The organism is Blautia sp. AM28-27 (assembly GCF_003480905.1).
GTDB classification, from domain to species: Bacteria; Bacillota; Clostridia; order Lachnospirales; family Lachnospiraceae; genus Fusicatenibacter; species Fusicatenibacter saccharivorans.
This window is the reverse complement of record NZ_QUJK01000009.1, coordinates 72,599-96,497: the sequence shown is the minus strand read 5'-3', so window position 1 is coordinate 96,497 and position 23,899 is coordinate 72,599. Positions and strand designations below refer to the sequence as shown.

Here is a 23,899-nt window from a genome sequence, read left to right as displayed (position 1 = left end):
TGCTTAATCAACAATAAAGTGTAAATTTTATTGTTTCTTTTCTTCTTTTTTATCTTTTTTATTTTTTCTATCCCACCAAGTACCTGCTAATGAACAACTTCCGCCCATAACTATAAAGCCAATCATAATAAGCCAAAATTCCATGATTTCTCCTCCCTTTTAATTTGTTAAATGCTGGCAAATAAAAATTACAACAAAACATATAATAAGTGCGATTACACCTGCAATGAATGCAAATATGATTTTTTGATAATTTCTTTTTCCTATTTCTTGTTGTGTTTCATCATGCGTTAATTGCTTTCCGTCAATAAATGCCAAAATTTCTTTATAGGTTTGAATGTCATGGCTCTTTTTGAATTTTTCAATCTTACTTGCCGTATAGAGCGTTATTGCAAACAAGCATAACCAAATAATAATTCCTATATTTCCCTTAATACTAAATAAAGGATAGGCACTTATGGCTACGACTATCAATTCAATTAGGAAAACTACACTTATCACATTAAACTTTTTAATAGTTGCTTTTTCTACAATCTCCCTCATCTCCTTTATATCTTCTTTTATAAAATTATCTAAAGACACATTGAAGATATTAGATAAAGTAATTAAACTTTTAACATCTGGACAACTTTTATTTGTTTCCCAGTTAGAAATTGTTTGTCTTGAAACAAATATTTTAAGAGCCAGTTCTTCTTGAGAAATTTTTTGTTGTTCCCTAAATTTTTTGATTTGTAATCCAATATCCATCTTGAATCTTCTCCTTTATTGTATATGAATATAGCTATTTTGTCTGTCAAAAGCCTTTGACATTGCCATTTTCCCTTGTCAAAATAGTTTTACATGGCTTAAAACAGAACTTTTCAACTAATTATATCGGTTCTATATATAAGTTACAAGAAAAATATGGGCTCACATTTATTTTTTCATCTGTCCTTGCGGTACATGGTTCTGTGGATTGCCTGCGTTCTGATTGCCTTTATTCTTCAACACAATATCCTCTGCCTTTACATACCAGTCCACATCTGCACCCGTATAGGTTTTTCGTGATACCGTATCGGCTACTGGATTGACAAGCTCCACAACTGCATTGTACGGAAATTCCCTTACTGGTACTTCTGGCGGTACAGACACGGGGATAATTCCACCATGCAGACTGCACTTCAAATCATAGATACGCTTTTTAAGCTGGGTACTCGGTGTCCCGTCCTCATTCTGCAAGAATACATCACGCACTGCTGTAAATTTTAATTCTCCAAATGTTTTCTCTTTGTCAATAACAAAACCGTTTGATAATCTCATAATATTTTCACTCCTTTACTTTTCTTCAACTGCTACAATATCATCAGCAAGTAACACATAATCGGTATGTCCCATATCCCCAATTGCGTAACCTCTGCCGTATAATTTCGGATTGACAAGTTTTACTTTCTGTTCATACTTGAAATGCTTTTCGCCAGCCTGCACGGGAATTTCCACGACAACATTTTCGCCTTTCTGCACATCAGAATAAAGGTTGTAGCTTCGTCTGGCTAAGACCCTGCGGTTATTTTTATCTCTTTCAAAGATAGGCTCGCTTTCGCCTGCAAATTCAAGTGTTCCAAAAGACTGTGCCATATCTGGCACGACATATTTCATTTCCATATTGTTTTACCTCGTTTCTTTCTATATTTGATAAGTTTTTGATAGTGATTTCTTATTCTGGCGGTTAGGGAAGTACCAGCAAGTCCCCAGATAGTAAAGGGTAAAATAAATGCTTACGCACCCTTGACTATCCGTGTTCTTGCAGGTAAGTAGCAGACAAGCCAGAATAAGCGGAAGTCTGCCGACACGGTATCGGCGGAGAACGTGATTTTTCTTTTCTCATATCGTTACCGCCTTATGATTTCTTCATTTTACGGCGTTTGCAGAAGAAGATACCTGCCAGTCCAGCACCAGAAGTTAGTAATAATGCAAGCAGTCCGTAAAGGTTCGTGTTATCGCCCGTTTTTGGACTGTCTGTTTTATGCGGTGTATCTGGTGTCTGTGGTGTTTTGGGTTTCTCTGGTTCTTCTGGGACTTCGGGTTTTTCCTTAAAGGTAATCGTCTGTCCCTCGTTGTCAATGTCTTTATGCTCGGTAACTTTCTTCGGCTCGTCTGGATTGCTTAAATCGTACAATTCTTCAAAAGTTACAAGCTGTTTGCCGTCAAGAGAAGTAGCGTCAAAGGTAAAGGCAACTTCCGCTTTCATAGTTTCGCTGTCTGCGGTAAAGGTGTAATCACTTTCCACACGTTTTCCATTGATAAGAAGCTCTGCATTTTCTTCTTTCAACATCTGCCAGCCTACAAGTTTGTACTGTGTGCCGACTTCTAAGCCCTCTAAGGTTATGGTATCAATGATTGTTACCTCTTTTCCAGCTTCAAGCTCTTTGTTGCCGTCCTTATCGGTAGCAGTCGTATGAATTTTGATGATACGCTCTGTGATAAGTACCGTCTGTCCGTCGTCCTCAATGTCTTTATGTTCCGCAACTTTTACGGGTTCTTCTGGATTGCTCAAATCGTATAATTCCTCGAATGTTACCAGATTTTTACCGCCAAGCTCGGACGCATTGAATGTATAAGTAATTTCCACTTTCATAGCTTCATCATCAGCGATAAAGGTATAGTCATTTTCTACACGCTTTCCATTGATAAGAAGCTCGGTGTTTTCTTCCTTTAACATCTGCCAGCCTTTGAGCTGATATTTTGTGCCTTTTGTAAGTCCGTCTAATTTGACGGTATCAACGATTGTTACCTCTTTTCCTGCAAGGATTGTCTTTTCGCCGTCCTTACTGGTCGCTGTGGTATGGATAGAGATTTCTTTTTCGTATTCATCAGTCAAAGTACCTAAATCAATCACAAGGTTATTTCTTGATACCACGATTTCAAAAGGTGGGATAAGCTCAAAGCCTTTGTTACTATCGCAACGCATTTCTTCAATGATGTAGGTATCATAAGGCAACGCCCCTTTGCTGTCGTCTGGTTTAGAAGTTCCAAACCATACACCGTCCTCGCTGGTCTTTCCTGCGTTGGTATTATGCTTATGAGAAGCCCAGTCAGAAGAAGTGGAGAATTGCCCGTTATCATCAGTTACCACAACATGACTTTCGCCCGTTGTCTTGCTTGTGATCCTAAAGGGAACATCAGCAAGACGCTTGTGTGTGCCTGCTCCGATTTTTACGCCCTCAATATCTCCACGCTTAATCTGATTGTAGATAGAATGGGCTTCGTCGGTTAAATCAACGATTTTTCCATTCTCTGTGATTGCAAAATCAATCGGTTTTGCACCGTCTGTCAAATATCCGTTTGGAGCTTCACTCTCAACGATACGGAATTTTCCATAAGGTAAAAGGTCAGCAGACGTAGAAGCGACACCCTCAATGTCTGTATGGATTGTCTTTACCACTTCATTTTTCTTGTATAGCTTGCCCTCAACCAGTACCGCATTATCATTTAAGGAAATGATGTCAAAGGCAGTATCTTTCAAAGTGGCACTTCCTTGTGGTTTTGTATCGCCCGTTTCTAAATCTCGTTTCTGAATTTTCACACCGCCACGGATAACCTTGTCTGATACAGAAAACTGGTTACTTCCAGTCAATACGGCAAGGTCGCCGTCCTCGGTAATCTGTGTTACATATAAGCCCTTAATCTGTTCGGACTTATCGCCAGCCTGCATATATGCACCGTCCAGCAAGTAACCGTTTGGAGCTTTTGTTTCTTCTACGGTTAGTGTTCCAAGTGGAAGAACGGCTTTGCCGTCCTGCATATAGAAACTGTCGCCAGATACCTTGTATGCGTCCGCTAATTTTGTAACATAGTGGATTGTACCGTCGCTGTCTGTTTCGGCGATTGTCTTTGTAACCCATGTTCTTGTAGCTTCGGCAGGGAGATTGTCTTTATTGTAGAAGCCAGTATAATACTTCCATGTAAATTCCGCACCTGCTAAAGAAGCGTTCCCCTGCGGATTGTCTTTCTGTGTTTCCATATCAATCTTGAAGAGTTCAATCAAAGTGTCTGTTACCTTTGGTGTATCTGATACGTTCAAGGTCGCTGTCTTTCCAGCTTCAACCTTTAAGGAATATATATTTGTATCAACCTTATATCCTGCTGGTGCGGATAATTCCTTGATATAGACTGTGTCAGCCGTTACCTCTACGACATCTGTATTTCCGTTTTCATCAGTCGTAAGGGTGGCAAGCTGTTTCGTGCAGTCCTTATCAGCAAAGACACCGTATGTCGCACCAGCGATAGAGTAATTCCCGTTACCGTCTGTAATGCTGGTATTACTGGAAGTCTTTTGAAGTTTCGCATTTCCAACATTGAGTTTCGCCCAGAATTGTCCCAATTCCTGCCCCTCGCCAGAGTAGATATAACCGCCACATTCATAGCGTCCTTTATTCTCTTTGACAAAGGCTTTTGCACCAGCGAAAACTTCGTCCTGCGTTGCCTTTGGAATTTCATCATAAGAAGCTCGCACGTTATCGCATTGCCAGCCAAGATGTACGCTTAATCTCTGCCAGACAACAAGCTGTCTTAAAAGGTAGGCGTGGTTTTTGCTTATTCCGTTGTGGCTGTCTGTGTACTGTTTTACATATTCGATAGATAAGGCAACGTCGCTTATCTGGTCGGCACTCATACGGGTGCTTGCGTCAGCTCTGGTCTTGTAGCCATTCTTAAAGTCTGTGTTAATGTCGATACAGTAAGCGTCCTCGCCCTCAACGGTCAAATGTCCCTCATTAAAGGTAGAACCAATCGAACCGTCATTCATTACTTTTTCAACGATACCGACACGCTCTTTTGACTCCGTCCAGTATTGCTTACTTTCTGCATGAACGGGTGTAGTCGGCAAAGCAGTAACGACAGTTGCAAGAGCTAAGAAGCCCGTACACAATCGTTTTAACATCTTTTTCATAAATCTAATGCTCCTTTCATTTTTGGTAATAAAATAACCGTCCATAATGAACGGCTGAAAATAGAAAAGGAACGTCATTTTAGGCGTTCCATAGTCTATGAGTTATTCAATTTTTCTTGTTTCAATACTGATGTGCTGTACCATATCTTTGCATATCTAGGAAAACTTGCGTATCAAGGCTCATTCAATGGTAGTAAATAAGTAGTAAATTGATGTGTTTGTTTCCTTGAAAATGCTGATAGATACTGTGTTTTAGCGGATAATCAGATTTTTATTGTGTTTTTATATTAAAAACCAGGAGGTGCTTTTTTGCAGAATTCACAACAAATATTCAAATTACACTCCGAATACCAGCCTACAGGCGACCAGCCCCAGGCAATCGAAAAACTGGTCAAAGGCTTTCAAGAAGGCAATCAATGCGAGACTTTGCTGGGCGTTACAGGTTCCGGCAAGACCTTTACCATGGCAAATGTTATTGCACAGTTAAATAAGCCAACCTTGATCATAGCGCACAATAAAACACTTGCAGCACAGCTGTACGGTGAGTTTAAGGAATTCTTCCCTGAGAACGCAGTAGAATATTTTGTCTCCTAGTCGGTAGGAGTCACAAATAGGGTGATATTTAGTGGGTATCCATGCTCAAATATCCATATATTGTGGATAAAGGGGTGTTCATAGGAGGTATAAATGGCGAATGGATAGGGGGGGTGTGACTTTTTGTGACCTTTGGATTGCCATTTTTATGTAATAAACAAGAACTTCAAAAATAAAAAAATTTTATATTTTATAGGCTACATAGCCGATTGATTCAAATTAAGCATCAGTCGGCTTTTTTAATAATAATTGAAAAATATAGTGTATGAGAACCAAACACTTGGTACAATAAATGATAAAATAATTAAGAAGAAACTGGAGAAATAGTAATGGTTGAGGGAGAATATCACAGAGCATTTGCTATAATGAAGTTGAATGAAGATTATAGCAATCCAGAAAATGTAACATTAGAAAAGGATTCAGCATATTTGCACGAATATATACATTTTATTCAAGATTTTGGAACTTGTTATGGGATAGATCAGTCAGTGGATAGATTGAGTCGTTATTTAGATATGATTATACAAATACAAACGGATAATTATTCTGGTTATTTAAAACTGAATGATGAAGCTGACTTTGTATCAAGTCTATTTGTGGCTGCCGCAGGAGATTCTATAGAAGATATTTCAGATACAGTTTGCCATAAAGTAAATGGAATTGAGATTTTAGAAGATAAAGAATATTATGAAGAAGATTATCCACAATATATGGATTTATTCAAACCATCTGTAATAGTGCAATATAATGATGAAAAGGAATATCAATTTGGTGGAGAAGCAGTAGCTGAAAACATGGCATATTTGTTTGAAAAACTGTTTTTTAATGCTAATGATTATGAAAAATCTTTACCATATAATTCATGTGAGATCGTGTATAAAGAAATTATAGGAACTTCATGTGATAGTATTCAAATTATGATTGCTTTATGTTATGCTTCTTTAATGTCTCATTTTCCAGGATATACGTTTTATATGTTAGTAAAAAGAATCAAAGATTTAAAAAGTATTCCAAAGAAAATGGAAGATATTTTTGAAATTGCTAGGAATCTAATGCAAGAGGTTAATGAAAATCAAATAAAGAATTTAGAAGAAAGAATAGATTATGCATTACCAATAATTGAAAATGAAGTAACCGTAGAAAAGTTGTATAGTCCATTTATGTGTGATTTGAAATATTGTAATAATTGGTTAAAAAGTACATATAGACATATGATAGAAAATGAAGAAAAATTTCGGAATACATTGATCTATATATTAGAAGACGAGGATATTTTGTTGAGAAAAGCTCGCATGCGGGAGTTAATAAAAATAAATGAAAATCCATTACTAATTGATAAAACAGGAAAACTTTATAGTAAAGATGATAAACATTTGATTTTTCTACTAGCACCATATGCATTACAACAAACTATTATGAATAAACAAACAAGTTGTGCATTACTTCCTATATGTACGGCGTATAAAAAAGAAATTAGTAAGAAATGTGGAGAATTTTGGTGGAAGAAAGAATTTTCTAATAAAATATGTATCATGCGTTTTTATTTGTATTTAATGAATTTAGGAGATGTTCAATTTGATGAACTGGACAATTATTTAAGCTAAATACAATTTGTAAAAAATATTTGTGATAAATAAAATACATAGCCGATTGATTCAAATTACGAGTCAGTCGGCTTTTTCATGCCCATTTTTATTTATACATAGCCAGTCACGTAAAACGGATTGGCTATTAAATTTTTCAAGGAAGGAGGAAATCATATGACCAAGTGTAAAGTAATCGCTCTTGCAAATCAGAAGGGAGGATGCGCAAAGACCACAACGACATTGAATCTGGGAATCGGTCTTGCACATCAGGGGCGAAAAGTATTATTGGTCGATGCTGATCCACAGGGAGACTTAACAACCGCATTAGGGTGGACTGATGCAGATAATCTTCCGATTACGTTGGATACACAGATGAAGAAAATATTACAAGATGAACCATTTGTGTATAATGAAGGTATTTTACACCATAAAGAAGGAGTAGACATTATTCCAACTAATATCGAGCTATCGGGCATGGAAATCTCACTGGTAAATGCCATGAGCAGGGAGCAGACTTTAAAGCTGTATCTGTCAGATTTGAAAAAGGATTATGATTATATCCTGATTGATTGTATGCCTAGTTTGGGAATGTTGACTATCAATGCATTAGTTGCCGCAGACAGTGTAATTGTTCCAGTTCAGGCTCATTATTTTCCATTAAAAGGTATGACGCAGTTAATGAAAACAATCGGTAAGGTACAAAGACAGCTAAATCCCAATCTGAAGATTGATGGAGTATTACTGACGATTGCAGATATGCGGACAAAACTTGCCAAGACAACAGAGGATAGCCTTCGAGAAAATTACGGGAAACATATCCGAATTTTCAAAACGGTTATTCCAGTGGCTATCACAGCGGCAGAAAGCAGTGCAGCAGGACAGAGCATTTATGAGTATGACAAGAATGGAACTGTTGCAAAGGCGTATGCAGAATTTACGAGGGAGGTGATTCAGTGTGGCGAAAAGCAAAGAAATAAACATGAATCTTCCCTCAGCCGATGACCTTTTTACCACGCGGGAAGAAAGAGACCAGAAGAATCAGGAGCATGTAAAAAATATTTCTGTTTATGACATCAGTGATTTTCCGAATCACCCATTTAAAGTAAAAATGGATGATAAAATGGTGGAGACCATTGAAAGTATTCGAGAACATGGTGTATTGGTTCCTGCTCTTGTCAGAGAGAAGCCAACAGGTGGGTATGAAATGATTTCTGGACACCGTAGAAAAATGGCAAGTGAACTGGCAGGGTTAGAAAATATACCTTGTATTGTAAGAAATCTCAGTGATGATGAAGCAGTTATTGTCATGGTTGACAGCAATCTTCAAAGGGAAGAAATATTACCATCAGAAAAAGCATTTGCTTATAAAATGAGACTGGAAGCAATGAAACGACAGGCAGGTAGACCTAGTAAAGAAAATGTGTCGCCAGTGGCGACGCATTTACGGGGGCAACGTTCTGATGAATTATTAGGAGAACAAGTAGGTGAAAGTAAAGATACAATCCGCCGTTATATCCGCCTTACAGAACTTATCCCGGAAATCCTTGAAATGGTCGATGACAAAAAGATTTCTATGCGTCCGGCGGTAGAACTGTCTTATTTGCCGAAAGAGGAACAGGCGATATTATACGACACCATGGAGTCGGAGGCTTGTACCCCAAGTCATGCACAGGCAATTAAAATCCGCAAATTTTCAGCAGAGGGCAGGTTGAATGAAGATGTTTTGCTATCGATTATGTCAGAAGAGAAGCCAAATCAGGTAGAGCAGTGGAAAATTCCGAAGAACCGACTGAAGAAATATTTCCCGTCGGGAACATCACAGCAGAAAATGGAAGAAACCATTATCAAAGCACTGGAATTATACCGGAAACGGGAAAAAAGCAGGGAACGATAGGCATTTTGACACCAAGGGAAAAGTCTATCCGTTGGTGGTCAATGAGAAATCAGCTTTTTCCTGTTTTCCCCTCCCCACACCCTACCCCTTTGGTTTACCAGCAGATTACCAGCCGAAAAGACAATAAGGAGCCGGGAACATCTTTTATTTCGGCAGGTCAGAGATTTCCACACCCTGCATGACAGCAGGGAGCAAACAGCATAAAACAACAGCAGACGTTCCAGACGGACGTCTTTTTTGATTGAAAAGAAAGGAGTTGTAGAAAATGAAGAAGATATGGAAACGAGTGTGTACAGGGATTCTTGCCCTGACCACGATTTTAACTGCATTACCGATCACATCGGTTCAGGCAGCGGAAACACAGTATTGGACGGAATCCTCAGAGAGAGTCGGATATATTGAACATGTGATGAATGATGGAACCATTCATTCTACATTCAATGAAGGTCACATGCGAGTAGAGGGCGAAACCGCCTATTGTGTAGATATTAACACCGGATTCAAAAATGGGTATAAAACTAGACACGATGCAAGTGCTAGCATGAGTGCTACACAGATCGAAGATGTGGCATTGTCACTGGAGTATGTAAAGCAGTATAGAGGCAGTCATAGTAACCTGAATGCAAATCAGGATATCTGCTGGAACAGTGTGTAGTATGGCAGAGACTCAGTGAACAGTTGGGCTGGAAGTGCGATAATGTCCGAGCTGCTTATTCTGAGATTTCACAGGATATTCAGAATGAAGTGTATGCAGGAGCGAGAGCATTTGTACAGGCAAACAAAGGTCGCTATAAATGTGGCGGATATATCTATACTGGTGAAGGACAGGATCTTGGACAGTTTTGGGCAGAACTGAATGTCGGAAATGCGAAGGTAAAAAAGACAACCACCAATGAGATTGTCACAAATGGAAATGCGATGTATTCCATTGTTGGAGCAACCTTTGGCATATTTTTAGACCAGAATTGTAGTAATCAGATTGGAACACTTACAACAAATGAAAATGGCGATACGAATGAAGTTGAAGTAACTGTAGGGACTGTTTACATCAAAGAGCTTTCTGCACCGAAAGGATATAAGCTGGATACGACAGTACGCAGTCTGAAAGTTGAAGCCGGAAAGACAGCCGTATTAAATGTTTCCGATGTTCCGAAAGTAACAGAGACATTGGTAGATCTGTTCAAGATTGATATGGAGACAGGAAAAGCAACCGCACAGGGAAATGCAGCACTGTCAGGAGCAGAGTTTACCTGGCATTATTATGACGGATTTTATACAAAAGATAACTTACCAGAGAAAGCAACACGCACTTGGGTTACAAAAACGGTGGCAGAAAAGAGCAGTGATGGAAGTATTCATTATGTGACAAAACTGTCAGATGCTTACAAAGTATCGGGAGATGCATTTTACATTCAGAATGAAAAAAGCGTATTACCACTTGGAACACTGACTGTTGAGGAGACAAAAGCACCAGACGGATATTTACTGGACGGAGCTTATATGCAGGCAGGAGACATTACAGAACAGATAAAAGGAATGTATCTGACACAGATCACAGAGGACGGAGAACTTGCAGTTCTTTCCGGAAGCAACCAGTATTCCGTATCTGACCAGGTAATCCGAGGTGGTGTGAAGATTCAGAAACGTGATTTAGAGACAAAAGATACCAAAGCACAGGGAAGTGCCACATTAAAAGATACTGCATTTGCAATTATTTCTTTGAACGAAAATTCGGTTCTGGTAGAAGGAAAGCTATACAAAAAGAACGAGACAGTTAAGGCGATTCAGACAGGGATTGACGGAATTGCAACAACGACGGCAGATTTACTTCCATATGGTAAATACAAACTGGAAGAAACCAAAGCACCGGAAGGTTATCTGACTGACGGGGCAAAAGCGATTGAATTTTCGATTACGGAAAATGGAAAAATCGTAGATTTAACAGACGAAAGCCATTCCATTTACAACCAGATTAAACGTGGAGATTTAGAAGGAGTAAAGATTGGAGCAGGTACACATAAGAGGCTTGCAAATGTTCCTTTTAAGATTACAAGTAAAACAACCGGAGAGAGCCATATCGTAGTGACAGATAAGAACGGTCAGTTTTCAACTGCTTCCAATTGGGCATCTCATAAGAGAAATACAAATGCCGGGAAATCCAGTGAGGACGGAATCTGGTTCGGAACTTCTGAGCCGGATGACAGTAAAGGTGCATTACTTTATGACACTTATGAGATTGAGGAGTTAGCTTGTGAATCCAACAAAGGTATGAAGCTGATTCCGGCATTTGAAGTTGTTGTCAGCAGAAATAAAGTAACCATCGGCCTTGGGACATTGACCGATGAGTATGAAAAAGAGATTACCATTCATACAACCGCAACGGACAAGGAAATGGGCGAAAAGGTAATTGTTGCAGGAAAGAAAGTAACGATTGTGGATACAGTTACTTTGGATGGTCTGGAAGAAGGAAGAAAGTACCAGTTGAAAGGCTGGCAGATGCTGAAAGAGGAAAATGCTGAACTGCTCATTGATGGAAAACGTGTGGAGAGTGATTACACTTTTGTTGCTGACAGCGAGAAAATGAAAATAGAGATTTCTTATACGTTCGATGCATCAGAACTTGGAGGACAGAATCTGGTTACATTTGAAGAATTATATGACCTGAAGAATCCGGAAGAACCTGTAAAAGTTGCAGAGCATAAGGATATTGATGATGAAGGTCAGACAGTCCTGATTACGGAGCGAAAGATTTCGATTCATACCACAGCAACTGATAAGAATGGCAAGAAAGAGATGGAAGCCGGAAAAGATCTGACGATTGTGGATACAGTTACATTAGAAGGATTGGAAATCGGTACAAAGTATAAATTGTCTGGTTGGCAGATGATTAAGGAAGAAAATGCAAAGCTGATCATTGATGGCAAAGAAGTTACCAATGATTATGAATTTACAGCGGACAAGGAAAACATGGAAGTGCAGATTGAGTTTACTTTCGACGGCAGCACTCTTGGAAGAAAACAGCTTGTAACCTTTGAAGAACTGTATGATATAACAAATCCGGAAGAACCGAAAAAGGTAACAGAGCATAAGGAAATCAATGATGAAGGTCAGACTGTAACCATCAAAGAAGTACCGGAAACACCAACCCCAGAGACACCGGGTACTACTACAAAAACCAGTAACCCTCCGAAAACAGGAGACACTGCAAATGCAATTTTATGGATAGCCATTCTGGTATTATCAGCAGCCGGAATCACAGGAGTTCGTATCTGGAATAAAAAGAAACAGGTTAAGAGATTAGGAATTGAAGAAAAGAAAGAAGAGGAGGAGTAAAACAGAGGGCGGCGATAAGCTGCCCTTTGATGATGAAATGGGAAAAAATCAGAAAGCAATAAAAGTATTACAGCGTTTATTTGATGCCGGATACGGAACGGAAAAAGAGATTGTCAATATGGCGATGGATGAAATGCTTGCTTTGCCGGGAGTGAATGTAGCAGATCTGTGCATTATCAGTGAGCTGCAGAAAAGCATTAAGGCAAACAAAGTGATAAGCTATTTGTCAGGGAAAAAAGAAGTAAAGGAAGAAACGAAAGGAGCAGATTATGGTGGAACAACCTAAATATTTGGAAATGACATTATCACAATTGAAATCATATGTGGAATCTTCAGAGAGTAATATTTTTTTGGTTGTAGAATTTCCAAAAGGAGATCAGAAGGATGGAGAATGAATTGGAAGTTGTGAATATCCGTCTGGTAAAAGAGCCGTCTCTTTATAGTGAGCAGACGTTGGACAGTCCACAGGCTGTTGTAGAATTGATGGTGAAGGAGTTATCGCAATATGACAGAGAAGTATTTTGCATCCTGAATATGAAAAATAATGGACAGGTAATCAATATGAATCTGGTCAGTGTTGGAACAATCAATGCATCTTTGGTAATTCCCAGAGAAGTTTTTAAGAGCAGTATTCTGGCAAATGCTTCTGCAATCATTGGACTTCATAATCATCCCAGTGGCAATGTGAAACCGTCAAAAGAGGATATGATTGTTACGAGAAAGCTGCAGAAGTGCGGACAGCTACTGGGGATAGAATTGCTGGATCATATCATTGTCGGTGGAACTAATGGAAAGATGCTCAGCTTCCGAGAAGAAAAGATGTTGAATGTGACAGGAAGGATGGATTGGGAGAGATAGAAGAAAAAAGAATTAGAAGTTTTTATTTATTGTAATATTTCATGTAGCGGCATTAGTAAAATAGTGTCGCTACAAAAAGCTGACTTATACATTGATATTATATGCATAACTCAAAATAAAATTGTTAAAAATAGAAAAAGAAACAATATATAACGAAAAAATCTCTAAATAAGAGAATTTGTATTGACTGAGAGAAGAGTAAAACATATAATAAAGGTGGAGGTGTATAAGAATGTTAGTAAAAGTAAGTGTTGAAAATTTTAAATCTTTTGATAAAGCAGCAGAGCTGACAATGATTTCCTCAAATAAAATACGAACAAATGCAAATCACAGGTTAAAGATAAAAAGTACCCAGTTATTAAAATATGCAGTAGTTTATGGAGCAAATGCATCTGGAAAGACCAATCTGGCATTGTTCTTTAAATTTTTTAAAGATAGTGTCTGCAATGGTATTCCGATAGAAGCTACACAGATGTTTTGTAAGAATCGGAAGGAGAATAAGGAACGAGAAAGTAGTTTTGAAATTCAGATTACTGTAGGTGACAAATTTTATGCCTATGGTTTTTCCGCAGTTTTAAGCAGACGAAAAGTAACCGGAGAATGGTTATATGAATTATATCAGAATGGTTCAGCAAAATGTCTCTTTGAACGAGAAGGAAGCAAACGTCCGGTGTTAAATGATGGTATTACGCTGATAAACACAGAAAAAAATAAATTTGAAACCTATGCAGATGATTTTGAAGGAAATGAAACATCTTTGTTCCTGACAGAAATGAATCGTGGAAAAAAATATAGCACACGATCTAAATTATTGTTCTTCCGGGATGTATATGATTGGATTCAGAATCATATTTCGATTATCACACCGGATACGCCATTGATTGATTTGGAATATTATTATGATGATAATTCGCTGAAGCTGATTAACAAATTGATCAAAACATTTGATACGGGTATCAGCCAGGTAAAAATTGAAGAAATTACATTGGATGAGTTATCAAATGCATTGCCGAAATCAGTATTTGATAAGATGATGCAGCATGTAAAAAATAGAATGGAAGAGCAGGAAGAACCATCATTCAGAATGACGATGAGGTCGAAGGAAACTTTCTTTAATATCGAAGTTGAAGGACATTCTGAACCGAAGGTCACAACAATCCGGTTGCATCATAATAAGTCATTTTATGAGTTCGGTTTTGATGAAGAGTCTGATGGAACAAGAAGATTATTCGATTTGATGGATATGCTGTTGAATAAACGAGAAGATGTTCTTTATGTTGTGGATGAATTGGAGAGAAGCTTACATCCGAAGCTGACAGAACGATTTTTGCAATTGTTTATGCAGCTACATGATGAGCAGCGTATGCAGCTATTGTTCACTACACATGAATCATCCATTATGGATCAGGCTATTTTTAGAAGGGATGAAATCTGGTTTGTAGAACGTAACGCAGAAAATGCAAGCTCTATTTATTCCTTAGATCGTTTCAAGGAGAGGTATGATAAGGTGTTGAGCAAGGCATATCTGGAAGGAAGATATGGTGCGATACCGGTATTTTCAACATTCGACTTTAGAGAGGAGGAGTAGCCTTGGCTCCAGTAAGAAGTTATACGAATTGGAATAGCAGAACTACAGATGAAGAAGAACAGATTGAGCCTTATCGTAAGTACTTTTTCATATGTGAGGGTGCAAATACTGAAACATGGTATTTCAAAAAGTTAATTGATATCCGAAAAGAGTTAAATATTCATCCATTGATCGATATCCGGTTACTTGAAAAAACAGAGGGAGACAGGGACATTTCATTTCCAAGACGTTTGATTGAATTTGCAGAAAATCAGAAAGAAAATCCGGAAATAGCGTTTGATAAAGAACGGGATAAGATGATTGTTGTATTTGATGGAGATATTTTTGAAGAAAAAGTACTTGATTATGATGAACTAGTAGCAGAAGGTGAAAAGAATAATATATTAGCGGTTAGCAATCCAGCATTTGAATTGTTCCTGCTGTTACATTATGAAAATTCATATGAAGATGATATTGAGCCGAATGCTGAACAGATTATCCAGAATGAAAAAGATGGACATCAGACATTTATCTATAAGCTGTTACTTGCCAGAACAGGAATCAATCCCAAAAAGAATTCTGCAATTGGAGAACTGGCGAAGAATATAGAGATTGCTATTGAGCAGGAAAAGAAAATCAATGAGGATATTCATCAGTGTAAGGGACAGATTACATGTAATATTGGTCGGATTATTGATGATATTCGGAATGATGATGGAAAATAAGTTGTTAGATGAAAAATAGGGATGGAAAGATACAGTATGAAAGCAGATAATATAAAAAATATAATCAGTGACATAGATCATCTACCGTATAGAGCAATTTTATTTGATGGAACATGGGGAATTGGAAAATCTTATGCGGTAAATGAGGCATTAGAAGCAAATCCCAATGTTTGTAAAATATCAATGTTTGGTTTAAAAGACCCAAAACAAATATATCATGAAGCGTTATTTCAATTGGCTTTAAAGAATAATATTGGTGGGAAAATAGGTGAAATTGCTAATAATGTTTTAGATGGTCTATCGAAAATTTGGGATAAAGTTGGTCAGGCAAAGGAAGTAGTACAAAGCATTGCCAATGAAAGAGAATTGTTTTTATTATTGTCAAAAGAGTTTACTTCTGTTCATATTATTGTAATAGATGACTTGGAAAGAATGAGTGATGACATAAATTTGGAAGATATATTTGGAATTATAGAAGAACTCAAGCAATGTAATTATGTAAAAGTTATTGTGATTGCGAATACAGATGAAATACAATCGGACAAAAAAGTTGTATTTGAAAAGTATAATGAAAAGGTCATTGAAAGAATATATCATATTACAGAACGTGCAGAGAAAGTGACATGGAGTAAAATGAATATCCATGCAGACTTTGTTGAAAAATTCTTGGAAATCCATAAAGTCAAAAATTTACGGACGCTCGAAAAGGCGCAACGTTTTTTTGAAGATGTAAAATTGTTTTGTAATAGTGACATGAGTGAGCAATTTAAAGAAGAATTAAGGTTAATATGCTTTGCTGTTGTTGTGGAGAGTATAGAAAACTTGTACTATAAAGAAATTGATTCTGATAATACTAATACTGATTCTGTAGAAAAAATGACAAATACGATTGGAAATATGCTTCAGCATAGAATTGGCAGATATCTTTATGGAATAAAGTGTAGTACAAATTTGGTAGAAATGATACTGAAATATTATGAGGAAGGGGTACTAAATGAAGAACAATTGGAGGCTGAATACAAGTTATTTCTTAATTCAGGAGATAAGCCTAACTATTATAAGTCAGATGAGGAAATAAGGAGTGTATTACCTATTTTAAGAGAGAAAATGCTTGAAGCAAAGAGTTTAGCAGAATTAAATGAATTTGCAGATGCGTATGTTGTTTGGAGTGATGTTTTAGAGGAAAATAATGAAAGTGTTTTATCAGAATATAGAAATATTTTAGAAGAAATGCTGGAAAAAACTGTTTTAGATGGGAAAGAGGAAATGCTATCGTATTCATATGATTTGTTTCACATGTCATCGGAAAAGACAAAAAGAATATATCAAGAAGAAAATAAAGAAATGATGAAATTTTTAATAGAGACATATGTGGGATATTTGAAAAAAACAACTCATGGGAAAAAGGCTTATGAGTATTCATATAAACTTAGAAATAATTTTGATAGTAGTTATTATCATGATATTATCATATCAGAGATAGACAATTTGTATAATAAAATTTCTTTTCCAGTAGACAATGTGGATGAGGATAGATATCATACGTGTTATAATATTATGTATGTTTTGTATCATTCAGATGCTGAAAAATTCTTGCAGTATTGTGAAAAAATAAAAGAAGATTGTGATAATATGTCAAGGCATAGAATAGATGTTTTGATTGAGGAGATAGTAAAAAAGTAAAAGTAAATTTACATAGCCAGATGGTTCCAACTCAAGGAATCACCTGGCTATTTTCATGCCCGGATATTATCCCCAATAATATCAATCTAAGGCAAGAAAGGAGATGAAAATTATGCCATATATACCACCATCGGTCGTGCGGGAGGTCAAGCGGATGGATTTGCTTACGTACTTGAAAAATTATGAACCATACGAATTAGTTCACTTTTCTGGCAACACCTACACTACCAGAACACACGATAGTTTGAAAATATCAAATGGGAAATGGATGTGGTGGAGTCAGAGAACCGGTGGCAGATCAGCACTGGATTATCTGATCAAAGTAAGAGGATACAGTTTTTTAGAGGCGGTTGAATTGCTTGCAGAACGGGCAAATATTCAGCCGCCTCTTTTTGTATCTGAGAATGTTCCGATGGAGAAACAGTTACTGTTGCCAAGGAAAAATCAAGATAATCAGAAAGTGATTGCGTATCTTTCTGAACGTGGGATTGATAATGAAATCATTCAGTTTTGCTTAGAGTCTGGAAGAGTTTATGAAAGTGAATTTCATCATAATACGGTGTTTGTAGGGATGGATGAGAAAGGAAATCCGAAATATGCAGCTATTAGGGGAATCGGAACCAGTTTTATCGGAGAAGCAAATGGAAGCGATAAGAATTACTCTTTTTCCATTTTTACAGAAAAACCCAATGATACGGTGCATCTGTTTGAGTCAGCCATTGATCTGCTATCTTATGCAACATTGCAGAAATTGGAGGGGAAGGAGTAAAGGTTTTCATCAGAAATACTATAAAGACTTGTTGAAATCCTTGGATTTGCCTGATATTCATTTTCACCAGTTGAGAAATACCTATGCAACTATTTTGCTGAAGAATAGCTTTAATTCAAAAGGTATTTCGCATTTATTGGGACATGCCAAGGAAATCATATCAGTAGATATCTATGGAGATACGCAGGAAATCATAGAAGACTGTCTGGATGTATTGGAACCATTTATTGAAGAAGTTATTCCAAAAGAGCGGAAAGATCAGTATTATGATTATTCAGAAGTGATTGAAATAGACTTAATCCTGGAGGAATATTTCAACGCAGCATGATAAAAAATAGAATAGTAGTAAGAGAGAAAAGTACAAATAAAAATCGAACATTTGTACTTTTTCTTACCTTCATCTATATACTTTCAAAAAAATGTCTGATATAATAGGGACTGTTACAAGAACAAACAGTAAAAATATGACAGAACCGGAGCCTGGTATCGTCAGGTATTTCCGAGTGCTGTTTTATCCGCAAAAATCAGTTTTGTGACTTTTATTCGTAACGAGGTGAAAAAGACATCTATTCACCATAAAAATGAGCTTTTCGTTACGAATCCGGATACGAATTTTTGGCTGATAGTGGTCATAGTAAAAGTCACAAATGGAGGAATTTACCATGAATGAGTTCAAATTAAAAGCCCCATACGAGCCAACCGGAGACCAGCCACAGGCGATAGCAGAGCTTGTGAAAGGGTTCAAGGAAGGCAATCAATGCCAGACTTTACTAGGGGTTACGGGTTCTGGAAAGACTTTTACGATGGCAAATGTGATTCAGCAATTACAGAAGCCGACGCTTGTCATCGCTCATAATAAGACGTTAGCAGCTCAGTTGTACGGAGAGTTCAAGGAGATGTTCCCTGAGAACGCAGTGGAATATTTTGTCTCCTACTACGACTACTACCAGCCGGAGGCTTACGTGCCGTCTTCGGATACGTATATTGCGAAGGACTCTGCGCGGAACGATGAGATTGATAAGCTGCGGCTTTCCGCGACTTCTGCACTGAGTGAGCGGAACGATGTCATTGTGGTTTCCAGTGTTTCGTGTATCTATGGAATCGGAAGCCCGAAGGACTACATGGAGATGATTATTTCGCTCCGCCCGGGAATGGAAAAGGACCGGGACGATGTGATCCGGCAGTTGATTGATATTCAGTATGACCGGAATGATATGGATTTCCACCGAGGTACGTTCCGCGTGCGCGGTGATGTATTGGAGATTTTTCCGGCGGAGGAGACGGACAAGGCGGTGCGCGTCGAGTTCTTCGGGGATGAGATTGACCGTCTGGTGCAGATCGATACGCTGACGGGTGAAATCTTATGTGAACTGAACCACATCGCAATCTTTCCGGCCTCCCACTACGTTGTGCCGATGGACACGATCCTGAAAGCAACAGGCGAGATTGAAAAGGATATGGAAGAGCAGGTGAAGTTCTTCAAGCACGAGGGAAAACTGATCGAGGCCCAGCGCATCGAGGAGCGGACCAATTTCGATATTGAGATGCTCAAAGAAACCGGCATCTGTTCCGGCATCGAAAACTATTCGCGTTACCTCTCCGGATTAAAGCCAGGCGAGCCGCCCTACACACTGATGGACTATTTCGGAGATGATTTCCTCATCATCGTGGATGAGTCGCATAAGACTGTTCCGCAGATCCGCAGCATGTATGCCGGCGACCAGTCGCGGAAATCGACGCTGGTGGACTATGGATTCCGTCTGCCGTCCGCAAAAGACAACCGCCCGTTGAACTTCGGCGAGTTCGAGGACCGGATCGATCAGATCCTCTTCGTATCTGCCACGCCGGGCGACTACGAGGCAGACCACGAGCTGCTGCGCGCCGAACAGATCATCCGCCCGACCGGCCTTCTCGACCCGGATGTCGAGGTGCGCCCGGTGGAGGGACAGATCGACGATCTGATTTCGGAAGTAAAGAAAGAAACTGAAAAACACAACAAAGTTCTCGTGACGACGCTGACGAAGCGTATGGCAGAGGATCTGACCGACTATATGAAAGAGGCCGGCATCCGCGTGCGCTACCTGCACTCCGATATCGACACCCTGGAACGGACCGAGATCATCCGTGATATGCGTCTCGATGTCTTCGATGTGCTCGTCGGCATCAACCTTCTGCGTGAGGGTCTCGACATCCCGGAAATCACACTCGTGGCGATCCTGGATGCCGATAAAGAAGGTTTCCTGCGTTCCGAAACCTCCCTGATCCAGACCATCGGCCGTGCCGCACGAAACAGCGAGGGCCATGTTATCATGTACGCCGATGTGATGACCGATTCCATGCGACTCGCGATCGACGAGACGAAGCGCCGCCGTGCCCTGCAGGAAGCCTACAACAAAGAACACGGCATCACTCCGACCACCATCAAAAAAGCCGTCCGCGATCTCATCAGCATTTCGAAAGAAGTGGCAAAGACAGAAGAAAAGATGGAAAAAGACCCGGAGTCCATGAGCCGCGAAGAACTGGAAAAACTGATCGGCCAGGTACAGAAACAGATGAAAGCCGCTGCCGCCGAACTCAACTTCGAAATGGCCGCCGAGCTGCGTGACAAAATGATCACACTGAAGAAGAGCCTGGATGACATGGAAGAATAAAAAAGAAGAAAAGAGCATGAAAAAAAGCGTGCCGGAAAAGCGACAGAAAACTTTCCGGCACGCTTTTTTGCGTCCGATTTTGATTCCTTCTTGTTCAGAATTGACGCAAAATAAGAATACCATTATAATATAAAATACGACCAAACGGTCGCATCAAAACGAAAAACACAAAAATAAAAAGACAACAATAAAAAAATTAATCGCCGAATTTTCTCTTTTTACTGGAGACACTCAGCAGATAGTCGACCGAGCAGTCATAGAACCGTGCAAGTCGGATCACATAGTCGATCGGGATGTCGCGGATTCCTTTTTCGTAGCGGGAATAGACGTCGCGGTTGCATTCGAGCAGGGCAGAAATCTCTTTGATGGTGAGATCCTGATCAATCCGCATATCTTCAATTCTCTGGTATTTCATACGTTGTACCATCCTTTCAGATTCAAACCCATACTACCAAACGGTTGGATGGACAAAGTTAAATCAGATCATATGGTCGCAAATTGGAGAATAGGGCGGGAGAGAGAAACGGCGGGTGAAGACAGCCTGTGCAGAAAACAGAAAAATATGTACGGCAGAAATGGGGGAACGAATGGGAAAAGCAGAAAGAATAGAAATAGAAGATTTTGTCCAGAATATAGTGGAACGGATGGAGACGCCGGAAGCGTTTGAAAAAATGATCAGCCGGGAGGAAGAATGCGAAGCGCAGGGGCAGGAGAGCCGTCTGAGGGATGTGCTGAAGAAAGAATGGCCGGTGGACGAAAAGGGAGAGCGCATCTATCAGATCACTAATATATATGAAGAAAAAGCAGAAGAACTCCTCATTGTAGAACTGTATACCGGCATCCACCTGGAAAACGGAGTCCCGTGCGGGCATTTTACGCTGTATCTCTGCGGGGAGCCGGACGGATGGAAACTCAGCGAAACGCGGATGATGGAATATCTGCAGAATCTGTAAACGAAAAAGCAAAACAGGGAGGACAGGGAAAAGAAAAACTGTCCTCCTGCTTTTGCTGCGGCGGAGACACCGGAAAGTCAGGATCCATACGGCCGCTTCTCATCGCTGATGCCGACCAGATAATCCAGACTGACCTGATACAGCTCCGCCAGACGGATGGCAATGGAGATCGGCAGCTGCCGGACGCCTTTTTCATATCGGGTATACACATCGCGGTTGCAGCCGAGATAGTCGGCAACCTGGCGGATCGTCAGATCGTGGTCCGTGCGCAGATCCTCCAGTCTCTGATATTTCATGATTCATCACCTCTGAGAAAATGCTACTAAATGGTCGTATCGAAATGGCAGAATCCTACCATACGGCTATAGCGCCTTTGAAACAGTAGAATGCAATAAAAAAGAAAAGTCAGATTCCTTTTCAGAAAGAAAACGGTTTATACTTTTTTCACAATTTCTTCATAGAAAAACCGGGAAAAGGTGTTGACAAACAAAAGGCAGAGTGCTATCTTAAGAGCATAGATGTTAGCACTCCACTGAAACGAGTGCTAACAGGACTATACAACAGGAAGGAGCTTATCTTAGTGGATACAGAATTGGATGAAAGAAAAAGAAAAATATTAAAAGCGATCATCCAGACGTATCTGGAAACGGGCGAGCCGGTCGGCTCAAGAACGATTTCCAAATACACGGATTTGAATTTAAGCTCCGCCACAATCCGGAATGAAATGTCCGATCTGGAAGAGATGGGTTACATCTTACAGCCCCACACTTCCGCAGGACGCATTCCTTCCGATAAAGGCTACCGCCTCTATGTAGATGAGCTGATGCGGGAAAAAGAACAGGAAGTTGCAGACATCAAAAACATGGTCATTGAAAAAACAGACCGAATGGAAAAAGTTCTGCAGCAGGTTGTCAAAGTCCTCGCTTCATCTACCAACTATGCAACGTTGATTACAGGACCGGAATATCACAGAAATAAAGTGAAATTCATCCAGCTCTCAAAAGTCAATGAAGAGCAGCTCCTGGCCGTCATCGTCGTAGAAGGCAACCTGGTGAAAAACCAGATGATCGACCTCGACGAGACCATCAACGATGAACAGATATTAAAGCTGAACCTGCTTCTGAACACACAGCTCAATGGCCTGACCATTGAAGAAATCAATCTTGGCATGATCAAGAAGATGAAAGAGCAGGCAGGCATCCACTCCGGCATCATCAGCAAAGTGGTCGATACCGTAGCGGAAGCCATCGCAGTCAGCGAAGAAGATGTGCCGGTGTACACCAGCGGCGCAACCAACATTTTCAAGTACCCTGAGCTTTCCGACAGCAGCAAAGCCAGCCAGCTGATTTCCACATTCGAGGAACGGCAGAAACTGGTCGATATGATCAAAGGAGCTGCCGAGGAGCAGGACGGAGAGGAAAATACCGGTATTCAGGTATACATCGGAAATGAATCTTCGATGGAACCCTTACGGGACTGCAGCGTGGTCACCACCACATACGATATGGGAAACGGTATGCGCGGAACAATCGGTATCGTGGGACCAAAGCGGATGGATTACGAAAATGTGGTAGATAACCTGAAAACATTAAAAGTTCAACTGGACGCCGTCTTCAAAAAGCCGGACACAGGTGAGTAGAAAGGTGGAATGATCAGTGAGCGAAGAAAATAGAAAGAAAGAGGAAACCATGGAAGAACCTACACGCGAGATGGAAAAAGAAACCGGAGCAGAGACCGATCTGCCGGAAACCGAACCGGCTGCGGAGCAGGAAGAAGCAAAGAAAGCAGCAGAGGCAAAAGAAGCGGAAGCTGCAGAAGAAACTGCTGAGGATGGCAAAGAACGAAAGTTCTTCAAAAAGAAAAAAGATAAAAAAGATGAGAAAATCGAAGAGCTGACTGACCGCCTGACCCGTCAGATGGCAGAGTTCGATAACTTCCGCAAACGCACCGAAAAAGAAAAAGCAAATATGTATGCCATTGGAGCAAAAGACATCATCGAGAAGATTCTTCCGGTTGTTGACAGCTTCGAGCGCGGACTTGCAACGGTGGAAAACCCGGAGGAAGATCCGTTCGCAGACGGCATGAATAAAGTATACAAACAGTTTACCACAGCACTCGATGAACTCGGTGTAACCGTGATCGAGGCCGTTGGAAAGGAATTCGATCCGAACCTGCACAACGCAGTGATGCATGTGGAGGATGAGGAAGCCGGCGAGAACATCGTCGTAGAAGAGTTCCTGAAGGGCTACATGTACAAAGGTTCCGTAGTCCGTCACAGTATGGTCAAGGTGGCTAACTAAGCCTTGAAGATAAATAAATAGAAATTAAACCATTTTTTAGCATAATTCATTGAGGAGGA

20 protein-coding genes and 2 pseudogenes are annotated in these 23,899 nt (G+C 39.7%); 16 read left to right on the top strand and 6 right to left on the bottom strand.

Going from position 1 to position 23,899, the window contains the following annotated elements; translation table 11 throughout:
- Positions 1-159: 159 nt before the first annotated feature.
- The 4 genes from DW743_RS12350 to DW743_RS12330 all read right to left on the bottom strand — a co-directional run bounded on the left by DW743_RS12350 (position 160) and on the right by DW743_RS12330 (position 4,927).
- Entirely contained in the window at positions 160-747 is a 588-nt protein-coding gene (locus DW743_RS12350; protein ID WP_003061262.1) for a helix-turn-helix domain-containing protein, read from the bottom strand.
- 168 nt (positions 748-915) lie between these two features.
- A complete protein-coding gene (locus DW743_RS12345) occupies positions 916-1,299 on the bottom strand; it encodes a YdcP family protein (protein ID WP_003062614.1) in 384 nt (127 codons plus the stop codon).
- Positions 1,300-1,314: 15 nt separating this feature from the next.
- Positions 1,315-1,641, bottom strand: coding sequence for a YdcP family protein (locus tag DW743_RS12340; protein ID WP_003059926.1), 327 nt, complete (start codon positions 1,639-1,641; stop codon positions 1,315-1,317).
- A gap of 235 nt (positions 1,642-1,876) precedes the next feature.
- Positions 1,877-4,927, bottom strand: a complete 3,051-nt coding sequence (locus DW743_RS12330; protein WP_003060618.1) for an SrtB-anchored collagen-binding adhesin — start codon at positions 4,925-4,927, stop codon at positions 1,877-1,879.
- Between the two features lie 327 nt (positions 4,928-5,254).
- Between DW743_RS12330 and DW743_RS12325 the strand changes: the two are divergent.
- The 13 genes and pseudogenes from DW743_RS12325 to uvrB all read left to right on the top strand — a co-directional run.
- A pseudogene (locus DW743_RS12325) lies at positions 5,255-5,518 on the top strand (DEAD/DEAH box helicase family protein); the annotation flags it as partial.
- A 332-nt stretch (positions 5,519-5,850) separates the two neighbouring features.
- Complete coding sequence (locus tag DW743_RS12320; RefSeq protein ID WP_117761703.1) at positions 5,851-7,125, top strand: hypothetical protein; 1,275 nt, start codon at positions 5,851-5,853, stop codon at positions 7,123-7,125.
- A gap of 156 nt (positions 7,126-7,281) precedes the next feature.
- Positions 7,282-8,109 (top strand): ParA family protein, encoded by an 828-nt coding sequence (locus tag DW743_RS12315; protein WP_117761702.1) that lies wholly within the window; start codon positions 7,282-7,284, stop codon positions 8,107-8,109.
- Positions 8,063-9,001 carry a ParB/RepB/Spo0J family partition protein gene (locus DW743_RS12310; protein WP_117761701.1) on the top strand — a complete coding sequence of 313 codons (939 nt, stop codon included), beginning with the start codon at positions 8,063-8,065 and terminating at the stop codon, positions 8,999-9,001. Before DW743_RS12315 ends, DW743_RS12310 begins: the two co-directional genes overlap by 47 nt.
- A gap of 265 nt (positions 9,002-9,266) precedes the next feature.
- Positions 9,267-12,334, top strand: a pseudogene (locus DW743_RS12305) (VaFE repeat-containing surface-anchored protein).
- The gene (locus tag DW743_RS12300; RefSeq protein ID WP_082432805.1) at positions 12,306-12,620 is read left to right on the top strand and encodes a hypothetical protein; all 315 of its coding nucleotides are present in this window, start codon (positions 12,306-12,308) and stop codon (positions 12,618-12,620) included. The pseudogene DW743_RS12305 and the gene DW743_RS12300 overlap by 29 nt, the downstream one beginning before the upstream one ends.
- 98 nt (positions 12,621-12,718) lie before the next feature.
- Positions 12,719-13,192 (top strand): JAB domain-containing protein, encoded by a 474-nt coding sequence (locus tag DW743_RS12295; RefSeq protein ID WP_117761700.1) that lies wholly within the window; start codon positions 12,719-12,721, stop codon positions 13,190-13,192.
- A 232-nt stretch (positions 13,193-13,424) separates the two neighbouring features.
- A complete protein-coding gene (locus DW743_RS12290; RefSeq protein ID WP_117761699.1) occupies positions 13,425-14,780 on the top strand; it encodes an AAA family ATPase in 1,356 nt (451 codons plus the stop codon).
- A gap of 2 nt (positions 14,781-14,782) precedes the next feature.
- The gene (locus DW743_RS12285; RefSeq protein ID WP_055290367.1) at positions 14,783-15,484 is read left to right on the top strand and encodes an RloB family protein; all 702 of its coding nucleotides are present in this window, start codon (positions 14,783-14,785) and stop codon (positions 15,482-15,484) included.
- Between the two features lie 36 nt (positions 15,485-15,520).
- The gene (locus DW743_RS12280) at positions 15,521-17,167 is read left to right on the top strand and encodes a P-loop NTPase fold protein (protein WP_117761698.1); all 1,647 of its coding nucleotides are present in this window, start codon (positions 15,521-15,523) and stop codon (positions 17,165-17,167) included.
- Positions 17,168-17,279: 112 nt separating this feature from the next.
- Positions 17,280-17,936 carry a DUF3991 domain-containing protein gene (locus DW743_RS12275; protein ID WP_243004581.1) on the top strand — a complete coding sequence of 219 codons (657 nt, stop codon included), beginning with the start codon at positions 17,280-17,282 and terminating at the stop codon, positions 17,934-17,936.
- Positions 17,857-18,264, top strand: coding sequence for a tyrosine-type recombinase/integrase (locus DW743_RS12270; RefSeq protein ID WP_330418101.1), 408 nt, complete (start codon positions 17,857-17,859; stop codon positions 18,262-18,264). Before DW743_RS12275 ends, DW743_RS12270 begins: the two co-directional genes overlap by 80 nt.
- A 334-nt stretch (positions 18,265-18,598) precedes the next feature.
- Positions 18,599-20,587, top strand: coding sequence for an excinuclease ABC subunit UvrB (uvrB, locus tag DW743_RS12260; RefSeq protein WP_117761696.1), 1,989 nt, complete (start codon positions 18,599-18,601; stop codon positions 20,585-20,587).
- Between the two features lie 196 nt (positions 20,588-20,783).
- Here the strand turns inward: uvrB and DW743_RS12255 are convergent, their stop codons facing one another.
- Positions 20,784-21,002, bottom strand: a complete 219-nt coding sequence (locus DW743_RS12255; RefSeq protein WP_055228291.1) for a helix-turn-helix domain-containing protein — start codon at positions 21,000-21,002, stop codon at positions 20,784-20,786.
- A gap of 172 nt (positions 21,003-21,174) precedes the next feature.
- Between DW743_RS12255 and DW743_RS12250 the strand changes: the two genes are divergently transcribed.
- Positions 21,175-21,540, top strand: a complete 366-nt coding sequence (locus DW743_RS12250; protein WP_022461735.1) for a hypothetical protein — start codon at positions 21,175-21,177, stop codon at positions 21,538-21,540.
- Between the two features lie 77 nt (positions 21,541-21,617).
- Here the strand turns inward: DW743_RS12250 and DW743_RS12245 are convergent, their stop codons facing one another.
- Positions 21,618-21,836 carry a helix-turn-helix domain-containing protein gene (locus DW743_RS12245; protein WP_055218403.1) on the bottom strand — a complete coding sequence of 73 codons (219 nt, stop codon included), beginning with the start codon at positions 21,834-21,836 and terminating at the stop codon, positions 21,618-21,620.
- Positions 21,837-22,120: 284 nt separating this feature from the next.
- Here DW743_RS12245 and hrcA point away from each other — a divergent pair, with 284 nt between their 5' ends.
- Complete coding sequence (gene hrcA, locus DW743_RS12240) at positions 22,121-23,179, top strand: heat-inducible transcriptional repressor HrcA (RefSeq protein ID WP_022461073.1); 1,059 nt, start codon at positions 22,121-22,123, stop codon at positions 23,177-23,179.
- Positions 23,180-23,228: 49 nt separating this feature from the next.
- Positions 23,229-23,840 carry a nucleotide exchange factor GrpE gene (grpE, locus tag DW743_RS12235; protein WP_055218747.1) on the top strand — a complete coding sequence of 204 codons (612 nt, stop codon included), beginning with the start codon at positions 23,229-23,231 and terminating at the stop codon, positions 23,838-23,840.
- Positions 23,841-23,899 lie beyond the last annotated feature (59 nt).